Origin of the sequence: Pseudochrobactrum sp. XF203, from assembly GCF_020341615.1 — a bacterium.
Lineage (GTDB): Bacteria > Pseudomonadota > Alphaproteobacteria > Rhizobiales > Rhizobiaceae > Pseudochrobactrum > Pseudochrobactrum saccharolyticum.
Genome location: NZ_CP084393.1, coordinates 359435 through 377670 on the forward strand (window position 1 = coordinate 359435; position 18236 = coordinate 377670).

The following is an 18236-nucleotide window of genomic DNA, read 5'->3' on the forward strand; positions in this document are numbered from 1 at the left end:
CTATGCGAAAACTCCTTCAGTCGGTCGTTACAGGCTGCGGTGCCGGTATTTGTGTTCGTGCGGCTCCGCCAATTTCGCCGATCACTGCTTCGCGCAGCGACATAAGATGCGTACGCATGGCATCTTCCGCATCACGCGGATGAAAGCGCCGGATCGCATCCAGAATGGCATTGTGCTGGTTTACCGACAGCGAATTGCGGCCTGCCGAACGCACGCGGGTGCGAAATTGCTGCCATGCATCATTGCGCCGGATTTCATCGATGATGCCCATAATGGCGATAAACAGCTGATTGCCGGATGCATCAGCGATCTTGCTGTGAAAGGCTGAATCCCACCGTTCCCATGAGGCAATATCAGTTGACTGCTCGGCTTTCAGAGCCAGCTTTTCCAGTTGTTCCACCAGAGCGGGTGTAGCACGGGCGGCGGCCATGCGCGCCAGCGCCGGTTCGATTTCAATCCGTACATCCATAACTTCGATAGGATTGGTGAAGTCGGCAATTTGCTGGGCCAGCATATTGCCATCGGGACGACGTTCACCGCTGAAAGTACCTTGACCCTGCCTGCGCCAGATCAGCCCTTCGTTTTCGAGCACATCAAGGGCTGCACGCAAGGCACGGCGGCTGACATTGAAACGCAGTGCCAGTTCACGTTCAGAGGGAAGGCGGTTTTCCTGCCCCTCCGTCTGTTCAGCCAATAACGTGCGCAGATTTTCTAAGGCAAGACCGGTATTATCATTGAGGTCATGCATGGCATGAACCGTGAATCAATCGAACCATTATGCAGATTGGTTCTGAATTTGATGAATTGGTAACGGCCATTCTGCTGATAATTTTCCCGATTTATTATACTTTTGTTTAATAATGCAAATTATCTGTAGCATTTCAAGATGTTTAGTAAAAATAATGGCGAACCAATTTACAATTGGTTCGCCATTAAGGTTCGATATAGAAATACGAACAAGCAGCGGCTTTAATCTGTAAGTTTCACCTCAGCGAGATCGCAAATTGTGAGAAAAAGCACGTCAACGCCTTTAGCCAGCTGGTCATAATCCGTCCATTCTTCAGGAGCGTGAGAAATACCGTTACGGCTCGGAACGAAGACAAGACCGGTCGGGGCAAAATCAGCCATAATCATGGCATCATGACCGGCACCGCTTACCATTGTACGGCTTTTCAGGCCAAGCGCACCAGCATGATGCGACAGGCATTTATGCAGTTCGGAGGATAAAGGCACCGGCGCGACAAAGAGCTGTTCGTCCACCTCTACCGAAAGCCCGTTGCCGCCCGCCCGCTCGATTACAGCACGGGTCTGATCCATCAATGTGCGGACAACCTCTTCCTTTGGTGCGCGGATATCGGCGGTAAAAACAACCAGATCGGGGATAACATTGGCACCGCCCGGATAAACATCCAGCTTGCCGACAGTCAGAACCGCGTCCTGTCCGATAGCAAGCGCCAGATCAGGCAATTGTGCAAGGGCGGAGACAGCGCCGGTGAGCGCATCGCGCCGCGCATTCATCGGGGTTGTACCGGCATGGCCTGCTTGTCCGCGAAATGCGACTTTCAACTGGCCGAGACCGACAATAGCGTCAACAACAGCCACGTCCTCGCCATGGCTCTCTAACACAGGACCCTGTTCAATATGCAGCTCGAGAAACGCATGGATTGAATGGGGCTGGCGGATTGCCTGATATGCCGATGCGGGATCAAGTCCATAGGCCTGCATTGCCTCCGCAACGGATATGCCGTCATCATCAGTAAAAGTGACAAGCTGCTGCATATCCACCTTGCCGGTCATGATGCGTGAGGCCAGCAAGCCACCACCGAAACGGGTGCCTTCTTCTTCAATCATGGCGATAAATTCAACAGGACGAACGGGTGTCAGCCCGCGGCTTTTCAGCTGGAAAGCAATTTCTATGCCGGCAATGACGCCTGCTTGTCCGTCAAATTTTCCGCCATTTGGCACGGAGTCAAAATGGGAGCCGACCATAACCGGTGCAAGCTCCGGATTGCTCCCTTCCAGACGGCCGATAATATTACCAACGGCATCTTCGCGCACAGTAAGACCCGCTTCCTCCATCCGGTCTCGCAGATAATCTGCGGCCTGCCGGAATTCCGGACTATAGGTCAGACGAGTGGTGCCTTTACCGGGAGTGGTGTTGAACTGATCCAGTCCGTCGATCAGGGTCTGGAGGCGTTGCGGATCCGAATAGTGTGTCATGAGAAAAGCCTGCAATAAATTCCTGCTGACACGACCGATAGCACCCCGTACCGACAATGGGGAAGGGCAATTGCTCTAGCCGCTTGTTTTTAGTTTTATTTTGCTTTGCTATGAGAACTGTTGCCCCCGCATAGTGAGAGCTATGCGGGGGGTAAAACACAGTTTACTCGGTCAGATTGATGGTCTGTGCCAGTGAGAAAACACGTTGTTGCACCTGTGCGGTTTGTTTTTGTGCTGCTGCCCAGTCCACACCGGACATAATGCCATTACGTTTTACTGCACGACCTGCTGCCCACACACTGTCAATGTCCTGCATGGCTGCAAAATTGAGCACGCGGTCAGCGAGTGTTCCCAGATTGGCAAAGCCCATTCTGTCCGTGCGTAACAACACAAGATCAGCCCGCTTGCCGACCGTAACCGACCCCGTCACATCGCCAAGGCCAAGCGATCGTGCGCCGCCGATGGTTGCAAATTCCAGAACATCAGTTGAGGTATAATTATTGGCAATGGCTGCGCCGTCTTCCGTCTTGTAAAGAACCCAGAAAGCGGAACGCGCATGCTCAAAATAATCCTGTAACATGGCAATAGCAGCATCCAGACCGATACCGGTATCCACGCCATGCGCGCGGGCGCGGCCATGCAGACTTGGCGTGTCATAGGTAAATTCACCAAGCGTGGTGGAGCAGAGTTTTGAACCGGCGGCTTTCATCATCAGCAATTCCTCATCGGTTACGTCATTGCCGTGAGAAATATGATAATCCGGCCCTAACAGACCTGCTTCATGCAGATCACGTATACCGCGTAAAATTGGCGGGTTAGGCTCGGGGAATGTCTGGTTCATATGTTGCGTCAGAATTGCCGCCTGCAATTCACGGCAGCGTTTAAACTCCTCAGCGGCTTGTGCAACGCTCTGTGTGCCGACCGAGCCGGTCAGCCCGATGCCAAACCGCAAGAGACCGTTTTCATCGGAAAAATAACGGTCACGCAGTAACTCAGCCTGTTTGTAATGGCGTTCATCCGGCGGGCTGTCGCGATCTGCGCGCGCTTGTGCCAGCGGATAGGTGTCACCGGGTCCGTAGCGTGGAGACTGACGCATCTGATAGCAGAAATAGCCGCCGACACCGGAATCTTTCAACCCGCGTGCCGCCGCATCTTCAATCTCATTGCCATTGGTTGCATGCATGTGATCAAGCACTGTGGTAACGCCGGAATCCAGACAGACAAGACCTCCGATATAGGAAGAAAAATACATATCCTCCGGTGTGAAGCATAATCCATATTTCAGATTATTCTCACGGTCATAATGGCGATAAAGTTTGGAACCTTTGACAATTTGCCCGGCCTCTGCCGTTTGCCAGACATGGCGGTGACCGTCGACCATGCCGGGCATCAAAATCATGCCGGTTGCATCAATAATCTCTGCATTGTCATGCTTGATATTTTTATCAATAGCTGTGATTTTCCCGTTGGTAATCAGCACATCCGTGGCGGATAATTCTCCTGACTTTGCATCCATTGTCAGAATGTCTGCGCCTTTGATGAGTGTCGGCACAACAGATTTTGCACTGGCAGCAACGCTTTGTGCTGCGTGCAGAGGCAGACCGTTGGCCGCAACGGCTGCACCTGCAGCGCTGAGTTTCAAAAACTCTTTGCGTGTTAGTTCCATGAAACAGGTTCCTTCTTGTCCGGCAGGCCTGCGCGGGAAAAATAAATGCTCCCGACTGTGCTCTGAACCGGCTGAAAATGACGTATGGAGGTAGGTTAAAAGCTTTTATGTGAAGGTGATTGTGTCGGCATCGCGTACAATCCGCGCCTGCGCCTCACGCATGTCTGCTTTGAGCTTGCCCCAGTCCACATTCAGCATTTTTCCGTTTTGCTTGCGTAAAGTTCCGCGCACCCAGACGCTGTCGATATCGGACAGGTTGGCAAAGCTGAACACACGGTCAGCCAGAGTTCCGGCGATCGCGAAGCCGTAGCGGCTGGTGCTCAGCAAAACGAGATCAGCCTGTTTGCCGACACTGATGGTGCCGGTCATGTCACCCATGCGGATGGCGGCGGCACCGGAGCCGGTTGCATAATCCAGCAGATCGGCTGGCTCATATTCACGGGCAATACGGGCATATTCTTCCGAGCGTTGCATATTCCATAACGCGGCACGCACATGCTCGAAATAGTCTTGGGTCAAAGCCAGATTAACATCGATACCGATACCGGATGGCAGTCCCATTTGACGTGCTTTGCCATGAATTGCAGGGGCAATATAAGGAAATTCACCCATAACCGTTGCGCATAACATGCCACCTGTATCCCGCAGCATGATAATTTCTTCATCGGTCATCTGTACGCCGTGGGAGACGTGAATTTCTGGCCCCAGTAAACCGGCTTTATGCAGATCGGCGATGTTGCGGTAGATACCTTCCGGAGGCATGGGGTTTTGTTTGTGAATGTGCAGTGCAATCAAATAGGGTTCAAGCGCACGGGCGCGGTCGAACTCTGATTTTGTTTGCCGCATAGTATGGCGTCCCAGTCCGTTACTGGAGGCAATACCAAAGCGGATCGGACTGTCGCTTGCGGAAAACAGTTCATCGCGCAGCATTCTGGCGGTTTCGAAATGCGCATCTGTAGGCGGTGCGAGACGCTGAGCCGAAGCCTCTGCAAGTGAAATCGTATCGCCCGGACCATAGGTGGGATCATGGGCAACCTGATAGCAGAAAGTTCCGCCGACACCGGATTCAATCAATCCGCGTGCACCGGCAAAGGCTTTCTCACGATTGTGCTGGCCATGGGCGTAGTCAACCACACTGGTTACGCCTGAATCAATCGCTAGCAAACCACCGACATACCCCGCCAGATGAAAATCTTCCGGTGTCATACAAACGACGGTGCGCTCTTTCCAGGTCTGGTAATGATCGTATTTTGCGGCATGGGTTTTTACCAGAGTGCCGGCATTCATGATCTGCCAGACATGACGGTGACCGTCGATCATGCCGGGCATCAGAATTTTACCGGTTGCATCGATGATTTCCGCATCATCAACTTTCATACCCTTAGCAATGGCAACTATTCTACCGTTCCTGATAAGAACGTCGGTGGCTTTCAGCTCACCGAGTTTTTTATCCATTGTAAGAATATCCGCATTGCGGATCAGTGTTGCGCGAGACGGATCTGCCTTCGCACCGGTCTTTGCTTCGGCCGGTTTTGTGGCTGATGCGGCGGAACTGCGGCCGGTGGCAACAGCTGTTGCCAGACCAGCAACCCCGAGCCGGAACAGCTCTTTGCGGGTAATCGTCATTTTAAAATCCTCCCGAATATTCAGAATGTGCCGTGGCATCAGATGCAGAAAGCGGAGAGATTCTGTCTTGTTGCCAGCGGTAATCGCGGTGTACTATCCGACGATGCGGGGGATTGATGCGAGTTGTTCTGCTATTGCGAAACGGACATTCGATTGCGCTAACAGGACAACAAAAGCGGCCGGTTAACGGTCATAAAAAGTGGAACGCAGAATAAAAACGGGAGAAGTGCCTTGCAAACAACGGATAATGTTGTGGCGGGCGATGTAATATGTTTTGCGCCGCTCGTTCGCAATTTCAGCCGCGGGCTGGTCATTGAAAATCATATGCATCCGTTCGGACAATTGCTTTATGCGAGCTCCGGTGTTGTCAGTGTTATTACCAGACACGGCAATTTTATTATCCCTCCTTACCGTGCCATGTGGCTGCCGCCCTATTGCGAGCACGAAGTCACCATGCTGACAGATACTAATATTACTTCTCTGCTGTTACAGAACGGTGCGGAACTGGAACTGCTGGATTGCCGTGTTATTGAAATGCCGCCTCTGATGCGTGCTTTGCTTGTTGAGACGCTGAACTTTCATAAAAATCAGCGGAATATCAAACGTGAACAGGCAATTTTGCAATTATTACGCGGAGAAATTGCTTCGGCACAGCGCGTTTCCTGCACAGTTCCGATGCCTGCCGGCGAAAAGCTGGCAGTGTTGTGCAGAGAGATTATGCAGGACTTGTCAAAAACATTGTCTCTTGCACAACTTGCAGAAAAAGCAGCGAGCACCCCAAAGACCATTGCACGTCAATTTCAAAATGAGCTGGGTATGAGTTACCGGCACTGGCTTGAGACAATCCGGTTTAATTATGCCTGTGCGGAACTGGAGCGTGGCACTGCGGCCAAGATTGTCGCTGCGGATCTTGGTTATACGGCAAGCGCTTTTTCCAATATGATGAAGCGCTTTCAGCAACGACTGCAACAGGAGCGTATCAAAAACACCAAGGATACGATTTTCGCAGATCTGCCGCCGTTCGAGTGGATCACAAGACCGGCTGCCGAACCGCAACAGGAAAATGACCGGCGCTGGCTTGAAAAAGCCCGCCAACATACAACGAAAGTTTGAGGCAGAGCGGGCTTTAAAAATGTAGCAATCAGTTCGTTACATTCAAACATTCTTTGAGCTGATCAATGAGATTGTCCATCACATCAGGCTTCATATTTTCCAACGGGATGTTGAAAGAAATAGCGACATTGACGCGGAACGGGTTTGGTTTTGGCAAAGGCAAACCCAGACCGCCGACACCCGGCAGGTAATAACCCATATTAACCGCGTAACCCCGCGCAAGTGTCTCATCAACTTGTTGTTTTACGACATCCACATCCACATGGCGCACGGCAGGATATTGCGTGTAGCGCTCTGTATTCGCATGTAAAATTGCATCACGCTCACCTTCCGGCAAAGTGGCCATCAAAGCAACACTGCCTGCCGCAATCCCTAAAGGCATTCTTTCGCCGATGCCGAATTGCTGTTGCGGCAGAATGGAACGGCTTATCATTTCAGCACACACCGCATCAAAGCCCGATTGTGCTATAATATAGGTCGTATATCCGGTCTTTTTGGTGAATTCAGTCATGCCGGGTTGCAGCTTCTGAATTTGCGGCGTGAGCCGTTGCTGGCGCTGAGCCAGCAGGAAAATAGCCGAGCCCAGCCGGTAATGACCATAGCGCTCTGCAGGTTCCGCAAAGCCCTGTTCTGTCAGCGCCATCAGAGTTCTGTGGGCTGCCGATTTGGCGACATTCAGGGATTTGGCGATTTCGGCCAGTGCAGCACCGTCTTCACCATAATCGCCGAGCAATAGCAAAATATCCAAAGCCCGGGAGGCATTTGAGGATGAATTATCTGTCGTCATAAAGAATCTCATATTCCAATAATCGGAATAATTATAAATAATAATTCCATTAAAAGAAATAGATTGACACAAACAAATTTTTTAGCTGTCATTACAGGTAGGAGAACACATAAATCGTGACCATGAATTGACAGGCATAACCCGCGGCTGAAACAGCCGGATGGGAACAGAAAAATATTTGCTGCTTTCACGGTGACGGGAATCTCGGAGGGGAGATGCTGTCTTTTGTGACGAGGAGACTTGGCTTTGCCGCCATAACTCTTTTCAGCGTATTAACGCTGGTGTTTTTGCTTGTACGGATATTGCCCGGAGATCCTGCTCTGGTTTTGCTTGGCGATCAGGCCAGCCCTGCCAGTATTGCTGCGGTGCACCAGAAACTCGGGCTGGATAAGCCGGTTCTGGTTCAATATGGCAGCTTTCTCTGGGATGCTTTGCAAGGTGATCTGGGGAACTCCATGATTACCGGCAGACCGGTCTCGGCGGAAATTCTCAATGTTTTACCCTACACGCTGGAGCTGACGATTGCGGCACTGGCACTGGGTCTCATCCTCGGTGTTCCGGCCGGTGTATGGGCGGCTGTAAAGCGCAATAAAATGCCGGATTACATTATCCGCTTCATCTCATTGCTCGGCCTGTCCCTGCCTGCTTTTGTTGCCGCCATTCTGCTGCTGATGGTGTTTGCTATTCAGTTGAAATGGTTTCCGGTTATCAGCGCCGGTGGCTCGGGAGATATTCTGGAACGGTTGCGCCAGATGGCGCTGCCGACACTGTCTCTTGCCCTGATTATGATGACTTACATAACCCGTGTGACACGTTCTGCCATGCTGGAAGTCCTCAGTCAGGACTATGTGCGCACTGCCCGCGCTAAAGGTGCATCGCAATATAGCGTGGTTTGGAAACATGCGCTTGGCAATTGTCTCGTACCGATTGCAACGGTTGTGGGTCTCTATCTCGGCATTCTGATCGGCAATTCGGTTCTGACAGAAATCGTGTTTTCCCGTCCGGGGCTTGGCAAGCTGATTTTGTCGGCTCTGACCCAGCGTGACTACACACTGCTGCAGGGCATGATTGTGGTCTACACCTTCATGGTTGTCATCGTGAACCTTGTGACAGACCTGACCTATGGCCTGCTTGATCCGAGGATTCAGTACAAATGAGCACGATTTCCACATCTTACGAAAAGACAGCCTTCAGTTCTGTCATGCCGTTTCTGCGCAGGCTCGGTATCTCGACATGGATCGGCATTCTTGTTGTTGTGCTGCTGATCGGTGCTGCAATATTTGCACCGCTTCTTGCACCTTACGATCCGGCAGAGCAGGATATTTTCAAACAGCTGATGCCGCCGAGTTCTGAGAACTGGTTTGGCACGGATAATTTCGGGCGGGATATTCTCTCCCGTTTGCTTTGGGGCGCCCGTTACAGTCTTACCATTGGTCTGCTGGCGATTGCCGCCGCAACTATTATCGGCTCGCTGATTGGTATGCTTGCCGGATATCTCGGCGGACGCACAGATATTATCTGCATGCAGATCATGGATGTGGTGCTGGCCTTTCCTTCGCTCATTCTCGGACTGGCATTGGTAGCGCTTATGGGGGCGACGCTGACCAATATTATTATCGCGATTGCCTTTACTGCCACGCCCGCCTTTGCACGTATTGCCCGCGCGGCGGTGCTGACCCAGCGTGACCGTGAATATGTGCAGGCCGGTCGTTCAATGGGGTTTTCAGGACCACGTATTCTGTTCCGGCATATTCTTCCGGCCATTCTGCCCGAAGTGATGGTCATGACATCCCTCTGGATGGCAACGGCTGTGCGTACTGAAGCATCGCTGGCTTTTATCGGGCTGGGTCTTGCCCCGCCAACCCCGACATGGGGCGGCATGGTGCGTGAAGGTTTCGACAATATTCTCAATGCTTTCCATCTGGCTTTGTTTCCAAGTCTGGCAATTCTGCTGCTGGTGCTTGCGTTTAACCTGATCGGTGACGGGCTGCGTGATGCGATTGATCCCCGTTTGAAGGATGCATCGTGATGAAGAATAATTCCATTCTGTCTATCAGGGATTTGCATATCTCTTTTGGTGCCGTTCCCGTTGTTCATGGCCTTAATCTTGAGATTGAAGCAGGAAAAACACTGGCACTTGTCGGTGAATCCGGCTCCGGTAAGAGTGTGACCTCGCTTGCTGTTATGGGGCTGCTACCGGAAGCAACCGGCCATGCAACCGGTTCTGTCCGGCTCGGGGATACGGAATTGCTGGGTCTTTCAGAAGACCGGATGCGCAGTATTCGTGGTCGTCAGATTAGCATGATTTTTCAAGAGCCGATGACATCGCTCAATCCGGTGCAGCGGATCGGCGATCAGCTGGCAGAGGTTATCCGGTTGCATCGCGGGCTGAAAGGAGGAGCCTTGCGTGAGGCTGTGCTGGAGATGCTACGCAAGGTGCGCATACCTGATCCTGAAACACGCATGAAACAATATCCGCATACATTTTCCGGCGGTATGCGCCAGCGTGTCATGATTGCCATGGCACTGGCCTGTAGCCCGAAACTGATTATTGCTGATGAGCCGACAACGGCGCTGGATGTGACGGTTCAGGCACAAATTCTGGATTTGTTGCGCGAATTGCAGCGTGAAACCGGCACAGCCATTTTGTTCATTACCCATGATATGGGTGTGGTGGCCGAAATGGCGGACCATGTGCTGGTTATGCAAAAGGGGCGCGAGATTGAACGGGGTGAAGTTCATGAAATTTTTTCGAACCCGAAAGATGACTATACCCGCACGCTGATTGCAGCAGCGCCAAGCCTTGTCGGACGATCGGTGAAACAGGTCGAGTCATTGGAAGTTTTGCAGGAACTGCCGCTGGCTGAAGGCTCAAGCGATGCAAAAGATGCTCCGGTGATTACGGTCAATGATCTTTGCGTGCGCTTTCCGGTGCGCTCCGGTCTTCTCAGCAGACTGACCGGCAATGTTCATGCTGTTGAGAATGTCTCCTTCGCAATCGGCAAAGGCGAGACACTGGGACTTGTCGGGGAATCCGGTTCAGGAAAATCAACGATCGGCAAAGCAATTATTGATCTGGCACCTGTTCATGCAGGCCGAATTCAGCTTTCCGGACGGGAGATTGACTACAAAGATCCCAAAAGTCTTTCGGCTCTGCACCGCGATGTGCAGATGATTTTTCAGGATCCGTTCGGCTCCCTGAATGCCAGACAAACCATCGGTTCCGCAATCATGGAACCGATGACTGTGCATGGTCTGGCTCAGGGCAAAGAGGCAAGGGAGAAAATGCACTGGCTGCTGGAAAGAGTGGGGCTTGATCCGCGCCGCGCTGCCAGTCTGCCGCATGAATTTTCCGGCGGGCAAAGGCAGCGTATCTGTATTGCCCGCGCACTCGCGATGTCACCAAAACTGATTATCGCGGATGAGGCGGTTTCCGCTCTCGACGTGGCGATCAAAGGACAGATCATTGATCTGATGATTGATCTGCAGCAGGAGTTTGGCGTTTCCTATCTCTTCATCAGCCATGACATGGCAGCGGTCGAGAAAATCTGTGACCGCGTCGCAGTTATGTATTTTGGCGAGATCGTAGAGATCGGTGCCAAGAAAGACGTCATTGCCAATCCGGTTCATCCTTATACGCAGCGCTTGCTATCCGCGATTCCGGTCACGCATCCGGCACAGAGAAAAGAGCGCATTATAACCGCTGCCGATAAGGAGAAACCACGCAGCCCGCTGAAGCCGCTTGATTACAACCCGCCGGTCAGCCGGTGGGCGAGAGCATCTGACGGGCATTATATCCGGCAATCCGCATAACGAAATGCAATGAGAACGGGGCATTTATTCAATGCATATCATCGATAAACTTGCTGCTTTTGCTGCGGAACATCCGCAGGGACAATTGCCTGCGGATGTGAAAGAGCGCATCCGGTTGCTGGTTCTGGATCTGGTTGCGGCAACCGGCGCAGGCTTTACATCTGATCTGGCAAAAGCGGCGCGTTATACGGCAATTCATGCTTACGGAGGAAGTGCAGCCACACTCTGGCTTTCCGGAGAAAAGTCCTCCGTTGCCGGTGCCGCTCAGGCAAATAGTGCGGCGGCGAGTGCTCTGGATATTGATGACGGCCATCGCGGGGCTGCAGGTCATGCTGGTGCCGGTGTTATTCCGGCGGCTTTGGCCGTGGCTGAAGCTTTGGGCAGTGGCGATGAGGATATTTATGACGCGATTGCGCTTGGCTACGATATTGCGCTGCGCATTGCCACCTCCAGACCAACCGCCGCGATTGACAGTTATAATAGCGGGCGCTGGGTTGGCTATGGTGCGGCCGCTGCCGCAGGACGGCTTTTAAAACTGAGTGCTCCGGCCATGGCTCATGCATTGGCGATTGCCGGTGCGGAAGGGCCGATCGGTTATCCGTCCGGTACTTCGCGCTATCAGGGCACGACGGTGAAAGAAATGATCCCGCCTGCGGTTGTAGCAGGGATTACCGCTGCCTATCGCGCTGCGGCCGGTGCTACGGGCCCCCGTGATTTACTGGATAATGCAGAAAAATATGACCCTGCAATATTGCTGGCTGACCATGGTCAGCAATGGTGGTTGATGCAGTGTTATCTCAAACCCTATGCCTGCTGCCGTTATATGCATGCAGCGGTCGACGCTATTTTGGCAATGCGTAAGCCGGAGCTGCCGGTGCTTTCACTGAAAATTGAAACATTTCCGCAGGGTTTACGCCTTTCCAACGAGCGTGCGCCGCAAACACTCGAAGGCGGGCAATATAGTTTTTATTTCAGCTGTGCCTTGGCAGCTTTGAAAGGCGAAGCTGCATTGCAGCCGGTTAATCCGGCCACGCTGGACGACCCTGAAATACTGGCTCTGGCGGAGCGGATTACGCTTGAGGCTACCTCTGATTTTGCTTCGGCTTTTCCGAAATCAACACCGGCGCGTGTCTCGCTGGATCAGGGGCAGGGCATTGAGATCATGGAAGTGCTGCATCCGCGCGGAGATGTGGCCAATCCGCTTGGTTATGCGGATATTGTCACGAAATTCCGGCGGATTAATGCGGCGTATATCACCCCCGATGACCAGCAGTCTTTGCTTCAGGCTTTTGCGGATTTTCCGCAGGCAGGATTTACCCCCGTGCACGCTGCTTTGAGCAGACAAATTATAAAATAAAAGAGGAGGAGCATAATATGTACAGAACAGTTTTAAAAACCGGCGCACTGGCAGCCTTTATGGCCTGTTCGGCACTGGTATCCGTACCGGCTTTTGCGGCTAAAACAGAACTCGTTTTAGGGGCTGCGGCAGCAGATGTCGGCAAGCTTGATCCGCATTTTGCCAATTCGACATCGGATCGCACACTGGTTGCATGGATTTTTGGCGGACTGGTGCGCTTTGCACCCGGCAGTACAGATCCTTCAACAATTGAGCCTGATCTTGCTGAAAAATGGGAGCATTCAGCAGATAAAATGGAATGGACATTCCATTTGCGTAAAGGCGTACAGTTTCAGCAGGGTTATGGCGAGGTAACGGCCGATGATGTCGTGTTCTCCCTCAATAAAGCTGGAAAACCGGAAACATCAGCTTTCGCGACCGATTATGCTGCTCTGAAATCTGTTGAAGCGGTTGATCCCTATACGGTGAAGATTACGCTTGCCAAAGCGGTGCCTAGTCTGCTCGGACTGGTGTCGAATTATTCCGGCGGTTTTATCCTGAGTAAAAAAGCCTATGAGGAGCGTGGTGACGAGTTTCAGCGCCGTCCGGTCGGTTTCGGGCCTTTCTCGCTGGAAAAAATCGAACCGAGTGTTTCCATCGAGTTCAAAGCCCATGATGGCTATTTCCGTGGCAAGCCGAAGCTTGAGAAAATCATCTATCGCTTTCTGAATGCGGCTTCCGCACGCGATCTGGCCTTTATCTCCGGTGAGATTGATGTCTCCGCCGGCACCACAGATCAGAAATGGCTGGCGCGGACACGGGAAGTACCGGAATCCGTGGTTGATATTTTCGATCCGGCGGAACTGACGCTGCTTCATGTAAACCGTACCAAGAAACCGTTTGACGATATCCGCGTCAGACAGGCGCTGGCCTATGCGGTCAATGCCGCCCAGATGGCACAGTTCCGCGGCAAGGAATTCACCCGTGAAGTGAAATCGGTCATTCCGAGTAATAATCTTGGTTATACGGATGAGGCTGGCGTTGTCTCCAATGATACGGAAAAAGCCAAGGCCCTGCTGGCCGAAGCAGGCTATCCGGACGGCGTAACGATTAAAATGCTGTCCAGCCAGCTGCCAAGTCTGGAACAGTCGGCACAGATGTTGCAGGCACAGGTTGCCAAAGCAGGCATCAAGCTGGAACTGGAACCGGTGGAACATGCGACCTGGCACCAGATGATCCGCAAGGATCTCAGCCCGATTGTGATGTATGGCGCCGCACGTTTTCCGGTCGCGGATTATTACCTCACACAATTCTATCATTCAGACAGTATTGTCGGCAAACCGACTGCGGTGACCAATTTCAGTCATTGTGCGGCTGCTGATGAGCAGATTGTTGCTGCACGGTCAGAAGTGGATCCGGATAAGCAGCTCCAGCTCTGGCATGAAGCGCAGAAACTGATTGTCGCGGATGTCTGCGCAATCCCGCTAAATGAAACCGCGCAGGTCTGGGTTCGTAAGAAGAGCCTTGATTGGGGCTTCGAGCTGAAAGGCTCTTTGTCGCTCGGACCGCTTGTAACTGAACAGACGCATTTCACTGATTGAAACCGTACGTGGCTGGCTCTGCGCCAGCCACATTTCCCGTGGTTTGAACATGTCAAAACTGACTTATCCTGATTATTCCAATATTTGCGGGTGGAATGCGATGCTTCCGCCGCGCACACCACGACCTGCGCTTGATGGCGACATTAACGTAGATTTTGCCGTGATCGGCGCAGGTTATACCGGACTTGCTGTTGCACGTCGTCTGCGTGAACTTCGCCCCGATGCCCGTATCGCAGTTGTTGAAGCGACGACCGTGGGCGAGGGCTCCTCCGCTCGCAATTCCGGTTTTACCGGCACCGATGTTCTGCCACGGAATATTACCGTGGAAATGTCCGAGAAAGCACGGCTGCAATCAAAATTATTTTCGGAAGCTTTTCAATGGCTGACAGATATTATCCGTGAGAATAATATCCAATGCGATATGCAGCAGGTCGGTGCCATTCGCGGCGCTGCCACAGAACGCGGAGAGGCTTCTGTCCGCTCTGTTCTTGAAGTGGCAAAAAAACTCGGTGTAACACATCAGGAATTGTCACGGAGCGATATCGCAGAGAGGATCGGCACCGATTATTACCGCTTCGGTCTGTATCTCTCAGATACATGGCTGTTACAGCCTGCAGCCTTGATCCGCGGTTTGGCCGATGCGCTGCCTTCCGATGTTGAACTCTATGAGAACACACCGGTTGAACGGATTCAGCATCAGGGTGACTGGGTATTATCCACACGGTCGGGGCAAATCAGGGCGAAGAATATTGCTTTGGCGAATAATGGTTTTATCCGCCGTTTTGGTTATCTGAATACCAAAATGACGACTATTTATACCTATGCGGCAGTGACAGAATCCGTTCCCGAGGCGGACAGAGCATTACTGGGACAGGATCAGTCATGGGGCTTGCTGCCGTCTCACCGGCTTGGCACAACATTGCGGCGCATCGGTTCTGACCGGTTGATGGTGCGCAGCCTTTATGCCCATGAAAAAGAGCTGACACAGTCTTATGTGGAAGCAGAATTGCGGAACCGCTTTGAACGCCGCTGGCCCGGTTTGCGCCATGTGCAATTTGAATATGTCTGGGGCGGCACCACAGCCCTGACTATGAACGGTGCACCATGGTGGGGCAAGCTGGAAGACGGGCTTTATGCTTCCGGCGGCTGCAACGGCAGCGGCATCGCCAAAGGCACAATGCTGGGGCGGCATCTGGCGGAACTGATGTGCGGCTTTGGCGATCATTCCGTTCTTGAGCAGGTTATGGGACAAGCCAGTTTTATAGCGCCGGAGCCTTTCCGCAGCATCGGTTTCCGTGTGATTTCCGCTCTTGAAAGCCGCAAAGCCGGACTTGAAATCTGAGTATCGTGAGGATGAAATGAAGCTTGAACGCAGTGATATTAATGCCCGCCGCAGCCGCTTGGTGAAATATAATGGTGTCTGTTATCTGTCCGGTCAGTTCTCTGATAAAGGCGGCACGATTGAAGAGCAGACGAAAGAGACGCTTGGTAAAATTGATGATCTGCTGCAACGTGCAGGCAGTGATAAATCCCGTCTGTTGACTGCGGAAATCTGGATCACATCCATGGCTGATTTTGAGGGTATGGATCAGGTCTGGATAGACTGGATTGCCCCCTATGCGCCGCCTGTCAGATGTTGCTGCGCAGTCGAGTTGGGCGATCCGTCCATGCGCGTTGAAATCATGGTGAGTGCAGCAACAGGCGATGTGGAACTTGTTGAGTTTTAATACGGCTGCCGGCCTAAAACCTGACAAGGAAAAAGCGCCGGAAAGGGACATTCAGGCTCGGGCTGGATTGCTGTATCTCTTCTGAACTGAACAAGTCATAGGTAAAAACAGACGGCCAGATCATGCTTGAAGAGCTGACACTCACCGGCATTGCTCTGGCTGATTTGTTATCCTTCGTATGCTGACCGGTGTTGGTGAAAGCCAGTTGCAGCGCCAGTGCCATGAAAGCAAAGGCAAAGCCATAGCGAACCCGTTTTTGCACTGACGGATCGGAAATCAGATAGTGCCGGACTGAGGCGGCAAAAGCACCATAGGCGATGAAAACCGCAAATGTGATTATCATGAAAACCACACTCAGCTCCAGCATGCGCAAGACCGGCGATGCTTCTTGCGGGCTGATAAATTGCGGTAAAAAGGCAAGGAAGAACAAGGACAGCTTCGGGTTCAGCAGATTGATGAAAATCGCTGAGCTGATTATTTGTTGCGCGCTTTTATCTTTGGTCTTTTCATTCAGTTGCAGCATCGTATGGTCACTCACCATCTTCCATGCCATGTAGAACAGATAGGCAATGCCAAGCCATTTAATGATTATGAAGATCGTAATATTGGTGTGCAGCAAAACCGCAAGGCCGCTGATGGCTGCTGCAATATGGGGCAAGGTGCCAAGCGTACAACCTAGTGCTGCAATGATATAGCCGCGCCTGCCGCCTGCAAGACCGGCTGCAACGGTATAAACAACGCCTGCGCCGGGGATGGCGGTGACAATAAAAGCTGTCAGTAAATATTCGAAAGTCATGCCGGATTAACCCGAGTGATTTTCGACGCAGGCCATAGTTGTTTCAATGTTGTCATCAGCGAATTTATAAGCTTATCCGTGTCTTGCTGTGCAGTTTCATGCAGTGCTTCAGTCACAATCAGCGCTGTTTTTGTTTCACTATTTATCGCAGACCAGCCGCTCTGCCGGTTTGTCCAGCGGCGTGCATGTGCTCGCCTGCTGTCATCGGCATATATGATTTCGCCTGGCTCGGGTCTTTCCGTACTCCCGCTGAATGTCTCATAAATTTCGTCGCCGTCAGCGTGCCGGATACTGAGAATGCCGTTGATTTTTTCGGCATCAAAAACGGCAACGGGTATTGCAAAAGCCAGCGATGTTGCATTGCAGAGATCAATCAGAGGGTGCAGCGCCGGAAGTGAACCTTCCATGCGGAAACGACGCAGCAATGCTTCCGAAGCACATCTGTATTGGGTCGGTTTATATCCCATGGCGGAAAAGGCGCGGCGCCATGCTTTGATTTCAGGAAACTCGCCTTCAGTAGCATGAGCGAGACGGTTTTTGGCAATGGCAGTCAGTTGAGACATGGCAGCATTTGGGTCGGCATTGCGGTTGATGCCGTCAATCAGCAAACCACGGGATTGCAGTTGCGGAAAAGAAGTCAGCACAGACGGGGAATAGCTGTAGTGAATGGACATTGCTCTGGCTCGTTTTTTGAGCCATTTGCGTCGTTATTGACCGCAAAGTCTTGAAGAAAATTGCAGTTCAGGCTCTGACACCGGCATATTGCTTTGGTGAGATACCATAGGTGCTTACAAATAAACGGGTCATATGGCTCTGATCTGCAAAGCCGGACGCATAGGCTGCATCGCTCAGTGTTGAGCCATTTATGATCATTTTTCGCGCATATTGCAGTCTGCGCTGAATGAGATAGGCGTGAGGTGTCAGACCGGTGAGTTTTGAAAAACCCCGTATCAACTGAAACTGGCTGACATTGCCAAGCGCAGATAATTCGCCGAGAGAAAGCGGCGAGCAAGGGTCATCATCTATGCGCTCGCGTGCCAGTTCGATTGCGGAGGGTGCATCGTGTTTGTCTGCAGAATTGTGGCTTGTAACAAGCCGTGCCAGCAACAGATGCAGGTTTTCTTGTATTTCAAACTCGCTGCAAATATCTGACGGATTGGTTATGCTTTTGAACAGAGAGCGGAAATGCTTTGTTGCAGCCGTGTCGTGCAAGACCGGCTTTGCAAGCTCCGATATTCTCGTGTTACCGCCCCGGATTTCCTTCATCGGCTCGGCTAAAATATCGGTATCAAAATATAGCATATACCACGCACGGCCATGGTCACCGATCGGGGTGCCGTCATGAACCTCATTCGGATTGACAGTGATGATATCACCGGCCGCCGCCTCAACAATGCCCCGTCCGCTCAATGATTTTTGCGCACCGCGGATGATGACGCCAATGCCGAACTGGTCATGCGTATGGCGGCCGAATATATGGGATGAGTCCGCAGCAACCGCCGTGATCCCGTCGATTTTGCTAGGCGCTATTTTGAACGAGCCTTTTGCCAC

General features: G+C 52.1%; 15 protein-coding genes and 1 pseudogene. 8 read left to right on the top strand and 8 right to left on the bottom strand.

Annotated elements, in window-relative coordinates; all coding sequences use genetic code 11:
• Positions 1-16: 16 nt before the first annotated feature.
• The 4 genes from LDL70_RS17565 to LDL70_RS17580 form a co-directional block, all read right to left on the bottom strand.
• Positions 17-748 carry a FadR/GntR family transcriptional regulator gene (locus LDL70_RS17565; RefSeq protein ID WP_075656606.1) on the bottom strand — a complete coding sequence of 244 codons (732 nt, stop codon included), beginning with the start codon at positions 746-748 and terminating at the stop codon, positions 17-19.
• 221 nt (positions 749-969) lie between these two features.
• The gene (locus tag LDL70_RS17570; RefSeq protein WP_225688739.1) at positions 970-2220 is read right to left on the bottom strand and encodes a Zn-dependent hydrolase; all 1251 of its coding nucleotides are present in this window, start codon (positions 2218-2220) and stop codon (positions 970-972) included.
• Between the two features lie 163 nt (positions 2221-2383).
• Positions 2384-3886, bottom strand: a complete 1503-nt coding sequence (locus LDL70_RS17575) for an amidohydrolase family protein (protein ID WP_225688751.1) — start codon at positions 3884-3886, stop codon at positions 2384-2386.
• 105 nt (positions 3887-3991) lie between these two features.
• Positions 3992-5512: an amidohydrolase family protein gene (locus tag LDL70_RS17580; protein ID WP_225688760.1), complete on the bottom strand. Its 1521-nt coding sequence runs from the start codon at positions 5510-5512 to the stop codon at positions 3992-3994.
• A 231-nt stretch (positions 5513-5743) separates the two neighbouring features.
• On the opposite strand from LDL70_RS17580, the gene LDL70_RS17585 reads away from it, so the two are divergent.
• A complete protein-coding gene (locus tag LDL70_RS17585; RefSeq protein ID WP_225688762.1) occupies positions 5744-6625 on the top strand; it encodes a helix-turn-helix transcriptional regulator in 882 nt (293 codons plus the stop codon).
• A gap of 28 nt (positions 6626-6653) precedes the next feature.
• On the opposite strand, the gene LDL70_RS17590 is transcribed toward LDL70_RS17585, so the two are convergent.
• Positions 6654-7412: an IclR family transcriptional regulator gene (locus LDL70_RS17590; RefSeq protein ID WP_225688764.1), complete on the bottom strand. Its 759-nt coding sequence runs from the start codon at positions 7410-7412 to the stop codon at positions 6654-6656.
• Between the two features lie 215 nt (positions 7413-7627).
• Between LDL70_RS17590 and LDL70_RS17595 the strand changes: the two genes are divergently transcribed.
• From LDL70_RS17595 to LDL70_RS17625, 7 genes are read left to right on the top strand one after another with little or no spacing between them, the layout of a single operon-like run.
• Positions 7628-8569 (top strand): ABC transporter permease, encoded by a 942-nt coding sequence (locus LDL70_RS17595; RefSeq protein ID WP_022712044.1) that lies wholly within the window; start codon positions 7628-7630, stop codon positions 8567-8569.
• Positions 8570-8613: 44 nt separating this feature from the next.
• Positions 8614-9441 carry an ABC transporter permease gene (locus LDL70_RS17600; protein ID WP_225689268.1) on the top strand — a complete coding sequence of 276 codons (828 nt, stop codon included), beginning with the start codon at positions 8614-8616 and terminating at the stop codon, positions 9439-9441.
• Positions 9441-11225, top strand: a complete 1785-nt coding sequence (locus tag LDL70_RS17605; RefSeq protein ID WP_225689270.1) for an ABC transporter ATP-binding protein — start codon at positions 9441-9443, stop codon at positions 11223-11225. The genes LDL70_RS17600 and LDL70_RS17605 overlap by 1 nt, the downstream gene beginning before the upstream one ends.
• Positions 11226-11256: 31 nt before the next feature.
• Positions 11257-12582, top strand: a complete 1326-nt coding sequence (locus tag LDL70_RS17610) for an MmgE/PrpD family protein (RefSeq protein WP_225688766.1) — start codon at positions 11257-11259, stop codon at positions 12580-12582.
• A gap of 17 nt (positions 12583-12599) precedes the next feature.
• A complete protein-coding gene (locus LDL70_RS17615; protein WP_225688768.1) occupies positions 12600-14162 on the top strand; it encodes an ABC transporter substrate-binding protein in 1563 nt (520 codons plus the stop codon).
• A 49-nt stretch (positions 14163-14211) separates the two neighbouring features.
• Positions 14212-15504 carry an FAD-binding oxidoreductase gene (locus LDL70_RS17620; protein WP_225688770.1) on the top strand — a complete coding sequence of 431 codons (1293 nt, stop codon included), beginning with the start codon at positions 14212-14214 and terminating at the stop codon, positions 15502-15504.
• A gap of 16 nt (positions 15505-15520) precedes the next feature.
• Entirely contained in the window at positions 15521-15889 is a 369-nt protein-coding gene (locus LDL70_RS17625; protein WP_225688772.1) for a RidA family protein, read from the top strand.
• Between the two features lie 193 nt (positions 15890-16082).
• On the opposite strand, the pseudogene LDL70_RS17630 reads toward LDL70_RS17625, so the two are convergent.
• The 3 genes and pseudogenes from LDL70_RS17630 to LDL70_RS17640 all read right to left on the bottom strand — a co-directional run.
• A pseudogene (locus LDL70_RS17630) lies at positions 16083-16685 on the bottom strand (LysE family translocator); the annotation flags it as partial.
• Positions 16682-17353, bottom strand: coding sequence for a B3/4 domain-containing protein (locus LDL70_RS17635; protein WP_225689272.1), 672 nt, complete (start codon positions 17351-17353; stop codon positions 16682-16684). The pseudogene LDL70_RS17630 and the gene LDL70_RS17635, both read right to left, overlap by 4 nt.
• 73 nt (positions 17354-17426) lie before the next feature.
• Entirely contained in the window at positions 17427-18236 is an 810-nt protein-coding gene (locus tag LDL70_RS17640) for an AraC family transcriptional regulator (protein WP_225688774.1), read from the bottom strand.